This window comes from candidate division KSB1 bacterium (assembly GCA_034505495.1).
Lineage (GTDB): Bacteria > Zhuqueibacterota > Zhuqueibacteria > Residuimicrobiales > Krinioviventaceae > Fontimicrobium_A.
This window is the reverse complement of record JAPDQV010000015.1, coordinates 1-15,163: the sequence shown is the minus strand read 5'-3', so window position 1 is coordinate 15,163 and position 15,163 is coordinate 1. Positions and strand designations below refer to the sequence as shown.

6 protein-coding genes are annotated in these 15,163 nt (G+C 52.8%); 1 reads left to right on the top strand and 5 read right to left on the bottom strand.

The window, feature by feature from the left end; all coding sequences use genetic code 11:
- Positions 1-2,010, top strand: a 2,010-nt coding sequence (locus ONB24_08005) for a TonB-dependent receptor (GenBank protein ID MDZ7316051.1), incomplete at its 5' end; no start/stop codon positions are given.
- Positions 2,011-2,154: 144 nt separating this feature from the next.
- Here ONB24_08005 and ONB24_08000 read toward each other — a convergent pair.
- From ONB24_08000 to ONB24_07980, 5 genes are all read right to left on the bottom strand, one after another.
- Positions 2,155-3,906 (bottom strand): hypothetical protein, encoded by a 1,752-nt coding sequence (locus ONB24_08000; protein MDZ7316050.1) that lies wholly within the window; start codon positions 3,904-3,906, stop codon positions 2,155-2,157.
- A gap of 222 nt (positions 3,907-4,128) precedes the next feature.
- Complete coding sequence (locus tag ONB24_07995; protein MDZ7316049.1) at positions 4,129-7,098, bottom strand: glycoside hydrolase family 9 protein; 2,970 nt, start codon at positions 7,096-7,098, stop codon at positions 4,129-4,131.
- Between the two features lie 102 nt (positions 7,099-7,200).
- Positions 7,201-9,393, bottom strand: a complete 2,193-nt coding sequence (locus ONB24_07990; protein MDZ7316048.1) for a carbohydrate binding family 9 domain-containing protein — start codon at positions 9,391-9,393, stop codon at positions 7,201-7,203.
- Positions 9,394-9,611: 218 nt separating this feature from the next.
- Entirely contained in the window at positions 9,612-12,608 is a 2,997-nt protein-coding gene (locus ONB24_07985; protein MDZ7316047.1) for a right-handed parallel beta-helix repeat-containing protein, read from the bottom strand.
- A gap of 409 nt (positions 12,609-13,017) precedes the next feature.
- Complete coding sequence (locus ONB24_07980) at positions 13,018-14,799, bottom strand: hypothetical protein (GenBank protein MDZ7316046.1); 1,782 nt, start codon at positions 14,797-14,799, stop codon at positions 13,018-13,020.
- Between the last annotated feature and the right edge of the window lie 364 nt (positions 14,800-15,163).

The following is a 15,163-nucleotide window of genomic DNA, read 5'->3' as shown; positions in this document are numbered from 1 at the left end:
CTGCTTACCGATGCTTTGCCCGGAGAGGAGATTTCTGTTTCTGCAAATAGAGAAGCGGATTATGCTTTGCAAATCTCGAAACAAGCCCAGCAGATGATGACTTTGCCGATGCCGGAGCCATTGCAGGCGCTTCATACGCTTCCCGGCGTCACCGCCGGCAATGATCAAAGCTCATTTTACAATGTACGCGGCGGGAATTATAACGAGAACTTGATTTACATCAACGGCTTTGAAGTACAGCAATTGCAATTGGTGCGCAAGGGTTATATGGAGAATCCGTCATTCGTCAATCAAAATATGGTCGGCAAGTTTGACCTTCTGACCGGCTTTCGACCGGTAAATTACGGCGACAAGCTGTCGTCGGCATTGAATATCGAATATATACCTTCACAGAGTGGTCTGCACGCATCGGCAGATATTCGGACCATTGGATTCAGCGGTGCGCTGAGTTACAAGACTGATGATCGGTTTTTCGTCAATTTGGGAGTTCGGAAAATTAATTATGCTTACCTGATGAGCACAAATCAACTGTCGGGAACGTATCAGCCCGATTTTCAGGATTTCCAGACGGCGGCTCGCTGGAGTCCGAACGGCACTATCGACATCGATGTTCTGTTCCTCAATGTATCCAGCCGCTTTAAACTGACGCCCAAACACTGGGAATATAAATCATATTACATGGGCGATTATGAGATGGTCTTTATTACCGATCGTCAATGCTACAACTTTGCGAACCGTACGATCGGCGCCCGATTTTCATACACGCCGATTCCGCATGTTCGACTGATGGGGCAGTATTCTAATCAATTACAAAGAGAAACAGAAATCAGCTCGTTGGATTTAATCGTTCAGGAATATGTCGAACTAGAAAATAAAAAAGAAATAATCCATAATGCCTCTCTACTCCAGTTGGCGGACAATGTCTTTTCCGGCCGATACCAGAATTTAAAAACGCAAGTAGATGTCGATCTGTCCGGTATGAGCATCGGCCTCGGCTATGAGGGAAATCGTTATCTTGCGGATCAGAAAATTGCCGGTTTCGAAACGGTTAGATATCTATTTTATAAGCAAACCGGCGATTTGAAAACAGCAAACACCTTCCAATCATCAACGGATGCCTACTATTGTCAGATCAAGGGAACTGCTTTTAAAAATCTGCAATACTACTTTGGGCTTCGCAACTTGATCATTCCTCGATCTTCGGAGGCGTTGCTGCTGCCGCGGTTTCATCTCAATATGACGATCGTCGACGGTCATCACCTGACCGCATCCGTCGGGCGATATGCGCAGCCTCCTTTTCATAAGGAATTTGCAAAAAGCACTGTGAAAAATACTCTACGCACACAAAAGGCTATAATGGGAACCATCGGTTACGAATGCTACTGGAAAAAAATTTTATTGAAAGCGGAAGGATATTATAAATATCTGAACGATCTGGTCTCTTATGACATCGCTGATGTTCTGATTGATTACTCCGGTCTTAACGATTCGCGCGGCATAATCTACGGAATGGATATATATGCCCGATTCCAACAGCGCGATAATCTGACCCATTGGATCAGCTACAGTTATTTGACGGCACGCGAAGACCTGAATGATGACGGACGGGGATTTTTGCCCATGCCCACTGACCGGCGTCATCAATTCGCCGTATTTACCGAAGATTATATGCCCAAAATTCCCAACTCGAAAATGCATATGCGAATCATTTACGGCAGCGGTTTTCCCTATACGGATTATCGATACGAATACGACGAGCAGAACAACGAGTTGTTCATTGCAAAGGGGCCGCGGAATGCATCCCGATTGCCTTTCTACGCGCGTTTTGACATCGGCTATACTCAGGAATTTATGCTGTTTTCTCGGTATAAAATCGTGTTGCGGGAGGAAGTTCTCAATTTGTTTAATCATTATAACGTATTGTCGATTGGGCGGACGCCCTGGAACGAACAGATCAAATTTGTCATGGGCGGTCGAATTTTTAATTTGGGAGTCATGATCGAGTTTTAAATCTCGAGGTTTGTTCAACTGCGATTAAATAACCGACAACAATAAAGTTAGCGCTCGCACACAAAAGGCTCGACCAAGTCGTCGAGCCTTTGCGCAGGCAAATTACGAATAAAAATTAGCCGATTCCAAATTCGTCAACGGTTTTCAATAAATTACGCTATACACCCTACATTCCATCCGCACCTCTGCAGGATCCATTGAAATGCAGCGCACTACAAGTTTTTCGTTCGGATTGATGTCCCGCGCGCGCACCTCACCGACTGCCCATGAGAGACCGCTCCAGATCTTTTTATCGTAACGAATCTCTACCGGCAGCTCGCGGCCTTGCTGCTCGACGCGGATGAGCAGCACTTGGCCAAGCGACGTTCCTCTGCCGGTATAATCACCGCCGGCGCGTTTGGGCAAACCGTCGGAGTCGAACTGCCGCCAGACGATGCGAAGGTCTTTACCGGCAGGCGGCTGAATGACGGCGTTCATGTGATTCTTGCCGACAAGCTGAAAGTCGGCTGGAATAGGCTCGATTTCCTGCGGAATAACGACATCCTCCTGGCGTCCCAAATCATATTCCTGACCTGCGTACGCTCCGATGCCGACCAGGGCAAGCTGCTCCGGACCCAAACGTAGAGCGCCGTTTTCGATCGTCGGCGTAAAACCGGCGTCGGCGAAGAGCAGCCGCGCCTCGCCCGAGACCGGCAGCGTGACCGAACCAATCGCCTGCTGCGGATTGACGACGGCAATCACGCCGCCGCGGTCATACTGCGCGATATAACCGTACGGTTCGCCGGTCCCTGGAATCGCGCCGAAGGTACGGATTGCTTTTTTCTGTTGAAACGGCATCAGCAGCGCCTGAGCCTTGGCGAACCAGCGCGCATCATCATCGGTAAGCAGCTCGAGGTTGCCGTAATAGGTGTTGGCCCAGCCGCCGCGCGCCAGCGACAGCACCAGCATTCCTTTCCATGCGGCGTTGCGGCGACCGTAGCAGGTGCCCGTGGTGCCGATCATGAAGGAACTGTTGTCGATGCGGTCGAGCGGCAGACCGTTGAACTCGTACTGCCGCACCATGTGGTCGCTGTAAATGTCTTTTGAACGCCAGAAATTGAACGCCGGAACGTCGGCTAAACGAGGATCGCCGCAGTACATGGCGTCGAACGCATCGAGCCAGCGCAGATCGACGGTTTTACGGAACGGTTCGCCGGTGTTGGTCGGTTGGCCGCCGAACCCGTTATATGCGATGATACGCACGTGCGGATTTTTGCGCCGAAAGGCTAATAAGGCACTACGAAAGGCATCGACATTTTTCTTGAAAATTTCTTCCCGACTAAGCTTGCCCTCCAGATGCGGCGGATAGGCGTTTTCGAAATCGGCAAAGTCGAACTTGAACAGTCCGACGCCGCGGTCGACCCACATTTGCATGGCATCAATCAGGTCCGGCAGATACCCGCCTTCGAACAGACAGAGCCGATTGCCGCCGGCATTGAGCGAAGACTGCCAAGCCGGCGCAGGATTCAACCAGAGTTTGCTCCACCCGAGTACATTCGTGGACAGCCATAGTCCGGGAATGATGCCGTTTTCTTTGCAGGTCTTTAACCAAAGCTCCGGCCCGTTCGGCCAAGACTCTTTACGCCACTCACGATAACCGCCGTTCGGATCGAACCAAAAGGCGTCCATAAGGTAATAATCGATCTGTACGCCCTGTTTGCGCAGCCGGATCAACTCATAGAGCTGCCGCATGGCGATCGACTCGTCAAGCTTGACCGTGTCGGAAAGCTCGTCGTAGGAAGCCCAGTTGATGTAGATACCGGTCGGGCGATCAAAGCCGACAGAGTGCTGTTTTCGGCACCCCGTCATTATCAGGAACAAAAAAATAATTATTGGAAGCAGGAATCGTTTTTTCATTGATTTTTTCCTTTCGTCAGTTCAAGCATTAATTACAAAAATTCTCCGGTAGTAATGATTTCGTTTGCTCGAAGAATGTAAAAAGGAAAAATGAGATCAGCCTAGAAGGAATCCTAACAGCTAATCTCCAGCCTAAAATTGGAATTATATGCTTTTCTCAAAAATTACAGAACGTTAGATAATTGCCGAACAAACCAATATGAAAAATCCGCATGAAAACCTTTATCGAATCAGGATACATTTCTGCGTCAGCGAGCTTTGCTCGGTAACCAAACGATAAAGATAGAGCCCCGTAGCCACCGGCGAGCCGTCTTGATCTTCACCGTCCCAAACGGCCGTATAGGAGCCGGGGTTCAGCCTGTCATTGATCAGAGTACAGATCAATTCGCCGCTCAAGTTGTGTATTCGGACTTGAACATTCGCGGTGGTCGGTGTCGCGAATGGAATGATGGTGCAGGAATTAAAAGGATTGGGATAATTCTGCCCCAGCCGAAACTCGGTCGGCAGGCTGCCCTGCGGCTCATCGACCGAGGAGGCGGCGACGATTTTGATCTTTCGTCTTACGTTTTCGTCGGGACGAGACATACGGCCGTCGCGGTCAAATGCCTTTACGGTGATGGTAACGGTTCCGGTCTTTAATTTATAGTTGTTCAAGTCCCAGTCGAACGCATACTGATTTTCCTTATCCGTGCTTTCGCCGAGGAAATGCCATTGATAATAATATTCGACGCGTTCAACTTCGGGCGAGGCTTCCGCAGTCAGCCGCAGTCTGCCGTTTAGCGGCACTTCGGTTCCTTCCGCCATATTCAGGCGGACAACGGGCGGGCGTTTCGGGCTGTACGGTTGACGGTACGGTCCGCATAGATAGCCGTAAGCGAAAATGGCCTGACACAGGCTTTGGTGCACCGTCCATTCGCTGCCGGCAATGCTGTTGCGGTTGAAAAAGCGCGCCTCTGCGTCCGGAAACTGATCGATATGCGGATAGGCCGTGCTGCGCGAATAGTCCTCGTCGCCCACCCAACTCCAACCGTTGCCGATGTTGCCCTGACTGCCGGTCATCCAATCGCCGTTTTTGTGCATTTCATAGAGAACGTATCCCGGCAACGGCGGGTTGGCATAGACCATATCGTTGTAATCGATCAAAAACCAGGAATCGGGGTGGAAGCAGTGGGGCTCGGGATTATCGCCGACACCGGTTATTTTCACCAGATCCATCTGATTGCCGCCCAACGTATAGTCGCAGGTGAACCGACAAACATCCAGATATTTCACTTGGCCGGTGAGCTCATACGCGAATGCGGCGAGAAATATTTTCGGCGTGCTGAAGACGCCGATGCCGAAATAGATGTTCGGGTCGAAACCGTAACGGAAACCGCGCTGGCCGGCGGTCTGGACATATTCGGCATCGGCGCGGCTGACCAGCGCGTTGATGCAGCGGCGTTTGAGCTGAAGGTCCAATCCGGAAAAATTGTCGGGAATCAAGCTGAACAAGCCGGCGGCATAGTGCCAATTGGCGATCTGTTGCCATAAGCTGCCGACGCCGAACTCGCCGTCGCGGTTGACGCAGGTGCGGAAGTCGTTCTGGTAACGGCCGTCGCCGGTGGCGCGAAAGAGCGCCGCTGCCGCCATTTCTTTGGCCCGATTGACTTCGGGGTCGGCGTCGCGGTTTTTCGCCAGCGACCAGGCGTAAGCCGCTTCGGCTTCTGCAATCCACATAGCGCTCTCGGGGTGCTCGCCGCCGGCGAATTTGTTCAGACAGACGGCCAGATAAGCGGCCGTTGCCGCATAGTAGTAAGTGGCTTCCACCATTTTACCGCCTTTTAAGGCCAAATCGCGCTTGTCATGCCAAGAGGGGATGTCGGCACCAGCGTCGACACCCACATAATCCGGAACTCCGCCGTCGGAGTAACCGTGCGCAATCAGCCGTTCCTTGGCGCGCTTGTAAAAACGAATCAGCCACATCGCCTCGTCGAGGATGTCGGGCAGGCCGTTTTCCCCTTCGCGGATCCACTCGCCGCTGTCCGAAAGCTTGTAGGTCTGCCCGATGTCGCCGTCACCGAAATTCTGCGGCTTGAGATCGTAAAGCGCCAACAGCGTCATCGGCACGCGAAAATGCACCAAATAGCCGTCCCAATCCCCGGCATCATGATACCAGCCCCACACGCCGCTCACTTGTCCTTTGGCTTTTTTGACATCGAAATCGCCTTCCCCCGAAAGATCGGGAAACCAGTACATCTTGACGCCGTCGTCGGGATGATGATCGCGGGGATAGTTGAAGCCGGGCTCGATTTCCTGAATGATGCCTGCGCGTTGATAAAACATGGCGCGGGCGGTTGCATGGAAGGGCTCACGATACAGGTCTTCGCCGATTTCAAAGGGATAGGAGCAGCCCATGCGCGGCACGGCAATTTTATATCGGCCCGGCCGCGTAAAGGCGCTGAAATCGCATTCGTAGACATCGGCGCGCGTCAAATTGGTGTGCGTAAAGCCGCCGTTACGGGTGACTTCAGCGCTGTTTTTGCTCTTTTGCAATGCAATCGTCCCGGTAAAAACAATTTCACCCGTCTCGGCATCGACGACATGAAACGGCGAGCCTTTGAAATCAGATAAATCCAATGCGCCTTTGAGATGCGGCGCGTGATCAAAATCGCCCATGAAATGGGAAAGATAAGCGAACTTTTTTGCCGCCGGATCAAAACCGATTTGGTTGACATGCACCGCAGGTGAGCGCAGTCGACGATAGTCGTACTTATATCGATAGGACTTGACGTTGGAAGCAGCCTCCAAAGTCACCGTGTACGTGGCTCCTTCTTTGAGCGGCTGCGGCAACTCCAGATAGATCCAGTGCAGCAGCAATGCGCCGGGATTTGCGGTATCATAGATGTTGTGGAACTCGGCCCCTTTGGCCTTGCGGCCGACGGCAACCGGCTGTACGGGCGAGGCAAAGGCGGCATCGTCCGCACTGGAAATCCGATAGTTTGCCGGATTGGTCGCTGCCGGAACGTTCAGACGGGTATAATATAATTTGTTGCCGTTATAACGAGTTTGACCGATGCTGAAATAGTCGATATGGCCTTCATCGAAGGTCAAGCACAGGATTCTGTCGGTGATGGGTTCGATGCGGACCAGGTCGGCAGCCGATAGAGTTTGCGCAACTGCAAGCAGGAGGAGAATCAAAAAACGGGTTTTCATGCCTCACATTCCTTTACTGATGGAACCTGAGGCTATTTTACAATCAAAACCGAACTAATTCAATATAAATTTTTTGTTAATAGGATCCCAAAGTGCGCCAATTTAAATGCGGAAAAGATAAGTCAATTTGACTGCCGCATCCTTTCGATTGGGGAACGGTGTATTTCCATCTTGATTTCTTTCATCGTTGAAAACCAGATAAAAGTCGCTGCCGGGACGGTAGAGGTAATGCAGTCGGGCGTTAAGGACGAGCCGATCATCGAGGCGATTGTATTGAATCCAGGTTTGTGCGGTCAGGCGGGTCGAGAATGAATAGATGACGCGTAGGGAAGCCAGCGGGGAGTCGAATTCACCCCACGGCAGCCGCACGCGGCTGAATTGATGGCGCGCCTCCAGGGCAAGGTGAGATGTGGGAGTCCAGTTCAGCGACAGCATGGCATTGTCGATCCTTCCCTCATATTGCCGTTGTATGCCGGCCATCAATTCGGCGGAAAATGCTCTTTTTCGGCTGGTGGAAAGCATAAAGCCGTTTTCGCGGCTGTCGTAATCGCCGGGTGGTATGGGTATTCGGCCGTTCATCGTAAAGCCTTCGTTTAGGCGGGTAAAAGAAGCAAAGTTGAATACGGCCAAGGTTTCGCCGGATTCCCATTCCGTCTCTATAAATTGGCCGAGGCGGCGGTCCTGAATTTCGCCGTCGAGGCGAGTGATGCGTGCCCCGTTCAAAAAAAAGTCTATTTTGCGGATGCCCAAACCTCCCGGCCGCCATGTATACCGACCAAAGGCAGCGACACGACGGATGTCGGTGCGGGTGACGAATCCCATGGCCGCCTGGACTTCAGGACCGACCTGCAAAACATCCGCCGAAAGGCCGAAGCGGTCGCCGCTGTATTCGAGCGCCGCTCGTCCGGCAAAATCATCCCCGCCTCGACCGGAAGTCTGCGTGCGCGCGATAAAAGTCTGAAAATTGAGCGTGGGCTTCAGCCAGAAGGAGGCGTCGAGGCCGGCAACCGTATTGGCTTCCGCGCCGTTCCGGCGATCCGTGGCCGCAAAGCCGATATAGTTCGATGCACCAATATCCCTTTTGTAACGAAAAACGGAAAAATTGGTCCGAGGATCCTTTCCTTCGCCGCTCGACATCATGTCCAGAAGCCCGATGGTCTGACGACCGACCCGACCGGAGAGACGGACACCGCCGATCAGCGGCGTCGCACGACCGTCTTTGATGCCGATGCTGCGCGACATGAACATCAGAAACGGCGGCGGCTCAAACGTGCCCTGCGTGCCGAACTCGAAAAGGCCGGCGTTTTCGAGAAAAAACTCGCGTTTTTCCGGATAGAACAGCTCGAACCGTGTCAGGTTGACGCGCTCATCGTCCGATTCGACCTGCGCAAAATCGGGGTGCATCGTCAGGTCGAGAACCAGACCGGGACTCACTTCCCACTTGGCGTCCACGCCCAGGTGCGCCGTGTTTTCAACGGCAAAGCCCTGCTCTTTCGTCCGGCCAAGGACGCCGATCGGCTTGAGCTCTATATTCCAGCCGCTGCGCGGCAAATCCGTCAGCCCGCGCAGGACGCCCGCTTGGCTGACGCGATGAAACCCGCCGCCGCCCCGCATCCATGATTGCCACATGACCTCTTCATTTTTGCGGCGAATGACGCGGTAGACATTGAAACCCCAGGTTCTCTCCCCATCGGCGTTTTCGGGATAGCGCAGGGTACGAAAGGGAATCTCGAGCTCTGCCGACCAGCCGTCGGCCGTGCGTGCAGCGGCGGCGCGCCAAATGCCGCGCCATTCGATGTTCCACATGCGGCTTTCATCGGTAATCAACGCATCAAATTCGGCGCCGGCCGGATTGACGGCAAAGACGTAGGCATTGCGCCGATCGTGAAACGGATCGATGAGTACGGCGACCAGATCGTCGCCGGCGTAACCGTAGCGGTTGCCCATGCCCTGCATGAGGATTTTGTCGCGCTGCAGAATGCGGCCGATGACCTGGTCCGGCTCACGGTCATGGGCAACCACACTGATCAGCAGCGCGCTGCGGTTGTAGAGCACGCGGACCTCGGTTTCTTCCGTCGCCGGCGCACCTTCCTGCGGTTCATATTGCCGAAATTGCGTAATCGCCGGAGCAAGCCGCCATGCCGGTTCATCCGGCCGCCCGTCGAGATGAAAAACGGCGTCATCCGGCCATTTGACCGCAATAATTTCAGCGCTCTCTTCCTGCGCTTCCGCCCATGAAACAGCGAAAATTGCAAATACCGCAATGTAGAACATCAAACAAAACCGCAAGCTCAATTGCTTTCTCCTATTTTCAGCGCGCGTAAACCGTAAAGTCGGATTTTATAACGATCCTAAGGCACTATTGTTCTGAGCCGGAAGACGTCGGCGGGACTCAGATTGAGGGCGCCTTTTTGCCGCAGTCGGTTGTCTCGGAAACGAGGCTGTTGCGGAAAGTCAACCGATTTTAGAGAGGAATTAGAAAAGAGCAACTCGTAATTGCCGCGTCCGATGGCTTACCGCAACAGCGTTACCTTCGCAACGGATACCGTGCGACCGTCGACGCTCAGTTTCAGCTGGTAAACGCCCGTGGGCGCCGGCAGGCCGCATACCGTTTTGCCGTCCCAAGTTGCTCTGTGTCGACCGACCGACAGAGTGCCGTCGACCAGCGTACGGACGAGTTCACCTTTCAGATTGTAGACCTGCAGCTGTACCGATTTCCCGGTCTCCGCAACATAAAAGGCAATGGTCGTTGTCGGATTGAAGGGATTGGGGTAAGATCCGTACAGCCGGAAGCTTTCGGGTGCGTCGGCAGTCGACTCTACTCCTGCCTCTTCCCGTTCAAGTTGAAAGTGGAGGTTGTCGATATAAAAGGCAGTATTGACATTGGCGGTGCTGATGAAATAGACCTCCATGGCGCCCCGCCAGGTTTTATTGACGCAGGCAAGATTCGTCCGCCTGACGGTCTGTCCGGCCACAGTGACCGCCGCATCGTACTTGCCGTTGGCTTTTCCGCCGATTCCGCAAACGAGCGTCACGTGAAACCATTCATCGACCGGTAACTTGACGACCGTCGTTCCTTCGCGCCAGGTCTGTCCGGGAGAAAGCGCCAAGCTCGGCCCGACGCCGTTCGGGTATCCTTTGTTATCGCGGTACTCGAAAGTTACCGACGAACCGGCCTGCATCAAAATATCGAAACTGACCGTCATCCGACCGTCTTCGTACCAATAAGGGAGAAAGAACATAAAAGGCTCATAGGTGTTTTGCGCCAGGACGCGGTCGTCGAATTTCAGGCTCTGCGTACCCGAAAGGGATTTCTCATTGGTTACAAAAATATTTTGACCTGCCGCACCCGATACGCCCATGATCTGCGCAAAAGGAGGCACGCCGTTCAAGCAAAGATCGTCAAAGGTTTCCAGCCATTCGTCTTTGGCAAAAAAGGGAGCGGCAGGAGGTTGAGCAATCGGATTAACGGAACGATACTTGATGCCTTTGGGCAGCTCTGTCCAATCGGTATCGCCGTATAAGCCTATAGAGCTCGACCCGATGTTCTCGAAACCAAGCAAAAATGCAGGCGAAGCCGGTGAGAGGTCAAAATTGCCGTTGAGCGGATCGACAAACAATGGGTCGGCGACGAGCGAATTTTTGTCGAACCCCAAGGCTTGCCACTCTTTTAGAGGCTTGAACCCGAAATCCAAGCGGGGGCCGGCGTAATGATCCCAAAACAGATTGCGGTCAATGACAAAGTTTTTATCCCCCCATGAGCCGGAAAGCACCTCACCGTTGGTTGTGAGAACAATATTTCGTTCGAAGGTAAAGGACTTACCGGCCTCATCGCGGGTTCGCTGCAGACCGGCGGTTTCGGAGAATGCAAAAATATTGTTTCGTACAATATTCCGTTGGCCGTAATGCTGATGAAAGCTCGGACTTTTGGTACGGTAGACGATATTTTGCTCGATCAGAATATCCGAGCTGCCTTCGTCGGTATAGATGCCCCAGCCGCCGTAGCTGTAGGCATAAACGTCGTGAATAAGATTGTGATGCAGGTGCGTTCCCGGCGAGATGCCGAGGGTATAGATGCCGCCCATGTCCGAAAGCTCACCCTGGCCGAGATGATGAATGTGATTATAGGCGATTTCGTTCCCGCCTGAAGAGGAAGGGCTGTAGCCCCAGCACCAGCCGACGGAAATGCCCGTGTAATCGAGATTGCAGATTTCGTTGTGCGTAATGGTATTGTTGGAGCTGTTGCCGATCCAAATGCCGACCGAGCCGTGATGCACGTGGGTCAGATCGTGCAGAAAGCAGTTGTCGACGGTATTTTCCCCTATGGCCAGGGCGGCAGGAGGCTTTTCGCATGCGTTCCAACCGGTCGTGTTGCCGATGTATATGCCGCCGCCGCCCAAGCTGTGGATATGGCATTGTTCGATGCGGTTGCCGGTGCAGCCTTGAGAAAGAATGACGCCGTGCGCGCCGCCCAATGCGATCTCGCATTTCCTGAATGAACAGTCCTCGGCAAAACGGGCATAGACGATTGCATCATCCAACAGAATGTGCGCCTGCAGCTCGGTCTGATTCTTGTCGGCCACAATCCAGTCGGCGTGCATAAACCGCAGACCCTCAAATTGCAAAAATTTGATTTTATTGCTGCTGCTGCCGCGCAGCTCCAGCACTCTGTCGACAACCGGCGCAATGACTTTGCAGTTTTCCGGCGTCTCGCCCGGCAGAGGATAATAGAACAGCTCGCCGGTCCTGCGATTCAGATACCACTCCGCAGGCTCATCCAGCAGCTCAAAGGCGTTTTCGACGTAATAGCGCGTTCGGCTGTCGAAATTGCCGACCGGAAAGACCAGCTGCGGCGAAAAAGTGACCGTGTTCTGCGCCGTGTTCAGGGCGTCGATCCATAAATGAATGCCGAGCCAAGATTGGTAGAGGACAATGTTGACGTCGGCGCGGTTGTCGAAATCGATCAGATCACCGGGACGAAAACGAAAGCTGCGTTTGTCGTTGCCCTCAACACTGCCGGTAATGCGAAAAAACTCGCCTTTACGGGGAGTGCGGGCGCGGTCGCGGCGCTCGCCGTTGACGTAAAGCTCCTTGAAATAGAGCTTGCCGCTCTTGACCTCATCGATGGTCGTCACCCAAAGGGCGCCCTGCGTCCGCCAACCGGTTATTGCGCGTCCGCCGCTGATTACCGGTCGTTCATCGGCGTAATTGCGGAACGTCACCGGCGCGGAAGGGGTGCCGGAGTCCTGAGGGTCGAACCGCCAGGTGCCGACAAAATAAATACCCTCGCGAATGTAAACCGTAATCGGTTCGGTGTGTTGAGCCGTGCGCGTCGCCGCCTGCGCCCTTTGCAGAGTGGCGAACGGCCCGTCAGTTTGGGTCGAGTTCGGCTGCGGCAGGGTTCCCGACCAATTATCGTTGCCGTTCGGCGAAACATAGAATTCCGCCGCTCTCCCCTGCAAGATCAATCCAAGCCATAGAATCGCTATAAGCGCCCGCATCCCCTTCATAAACTGAATTCCTTTTTGATAATTAAGTGTCCACGGTTGGCTTGTCTTTGCGGTGGTTTTGTCTCGGCCAGACTGACCTCCATATGCCTCCATATGCAAAACAACCAAGCGCGTGAATTGAGCCATAACAATCACATGATTCTAAAAATAGGCAAAAAGGAGCATTAATTCCATTCCAATGTGAATCCCGTGAAAAATTTCTTGCAAATGAAAATGCGGAGTGAAAATAGGAGTCCATCAACAAATGTCCATTGAATAAATGGATAAGCAGGTATTTTAAGACTGAACCCGAAGGTTTAATTTTTAGGCTGGAGGAGTTTTTGTCATGGAGCAACGATTAGGTGATGGATTTGGCAGGCTTTACAATAGATGAGAGAACGTGATGATAGACGCAAAGTCATGTCGGCATTTACTCCTTTCCAGCCGCCTGCAGAAAATCGATCCCCGCATACAATCCCAGCGTGTTGACCTTTGCGGCAGAGAAATTAACCTCGAAGAACAGTCGTTTTTGCGCGAGCGGAAACTGCAGACCGGCGAAAGCTTTCAATTGCAGGCTCAGTCCTGAGGTGGAGCGGGCGGTTCTCGTCGCAGCAGGATCGGTTTGGAACGAGCGGTGAAATTTTGATGAGTGGTTAAGGCCGCAGCCGCCGCCCAAGTAGGGAGAGATCGAGAATTCATCGGCGGCCAAGTAATGCCGCAGGATCACCGACAGCCCGAAAGCCTTCCACTCTTCATGGAAGCCTTTTTCGTGTCGGCTCTCGTTCCAATAATCGACGATGACGGCCGTTTCGGTATTCGATGCAAGGCGGCCGAGGGGAAAGTGGATTCCGGCAGCGGCGGACGACCCCAGATCCGAAGCCGGTCGCAGCACGCCAAGGCGAACGCCGTAACCGTACCAGCCGAAACTTTCCGCAAAATATCTTTGCAGCAGTTCCGCAATCGTCGCAGGGGAATCCGGCGCTTGTTCAGCCAACGGCGGGGTTGAAGCATCGGAAAGCGGCTTGGCCTCTGCCGGCGGCGATGCAGTTGTATTGTCTGCAAGCACAGGCGCTGAATCCTTTTCTTCTTGGGGGGACGAAGAGGTGGAATCGGAAGTGTAATCAGGACCTTCCTGCCTTTTCTCTGGACCGGCAACCGGAACAGATGCGGAGGGTGGATATGCATCTGCAGAAACATCTTTGGGGGCTTTCGGCGCAGGCGGTAGTGGCCTGGAGGGCAGCTCGGTAAACAACAACGCGACCGAATAGTTACCTGTGGAATCCAATCCGGCATGGCGGCGTAAGCGAGCCTCCGTCGAACGGAACGGCTCTTTTTCCATTTCGGCTCTCAATTTCTTGAATTCAGCGAGGAAATTTCCGACTCCATGATCATCGATATAAATGAATTTATCGTTTTCTTTGACTCGATGGCCGTCGCGGACCAGCGAGTCGTTGATCTCCTGTTTCAAAGACCAATAATTCTGAATCAGTGCGGCAAAGTTGCGGTCGACTTGGCAGAATGCCTGACAGAATCGTCGGTTGTTGAGGATGCCGTCATAAATTTGTCGTTCTCGTGTTTCGGCATAAATGAGGTATTGGAGAATGAAATATTTGAATTCGGCATAGGCGAAAAAAGTGCCGTTGAAAGCCTGAAAAAATTTCAGCCACTCTTTCCCCGAGGTCTGCAGCACGTCTCTGCAAAAGGGGTAGAGATCGTAAATCACCTTGGTGCCGTGATAGTAGGAATTGAGCTCGTCCAAAAGACCGTAAATGCCTTCGACCTGCGTGCTCTGGTAATGTGGGGATGAAGAGATATAACCCGCATATCGAAATGTCCGCATTGCGGGCGGGATGGTTTGCGCCATCTTTTTAGCCGGAAAAGTCTCTGTCACCGGCACGACCATCACCGAATCGCCGCCGAGAAAAATTGCATTAAACCTCTGACCTGGTTGCCATTCTTGTCCCTTCATAAAAGCATAGGGGAGGGCACATAAGCCATGGTTGATCTCGTGCACGGCGGTGTTCAAGTCGTCCAGGAGTTCATAATCACTGTAATGCCGAATGTATTTCATAAAATCCTCAGCCTTGCCGAGGCGGACCCAACCGCTGCCGCAGCTGTAATGACGCGGAGCGTGCTCATAGGTGTCGAGGATAAAATAAGCGTCGGGTGCATACTGCTGGAGCACCTCCAGGATTTTCTCTCGGCTGCTCAAATACACCGGCGCGGCGGGGAGGGGGAGGAAAGAGCAGAAGAGCAGGATGGCGGAAACTATGGTAGTTTGTAAGGACTTTATGTGATGTTTAATGCTTGATGACATAGAAAGACTCTTTTTTAGCAAGGGTCAAGCCGCTCAACGAAGCAAACGGTTTGGCCGTGCTGCAATCATTCACCATTCGGATCAGTATTATTCAGGCGGTTTGCCGCACGCGAGAGGCCATCCCATTTCCAGGTTTCATCCGCCAATGGACGCGAATGAACGCTAAGGGGATAAAGTTTTAGTCTGTTCTTGTATTAGCGTCCATTCGCGTTTATTCGCGGTTTATATATTTTATCTTTAAGAAATCCAAGCGTTATTT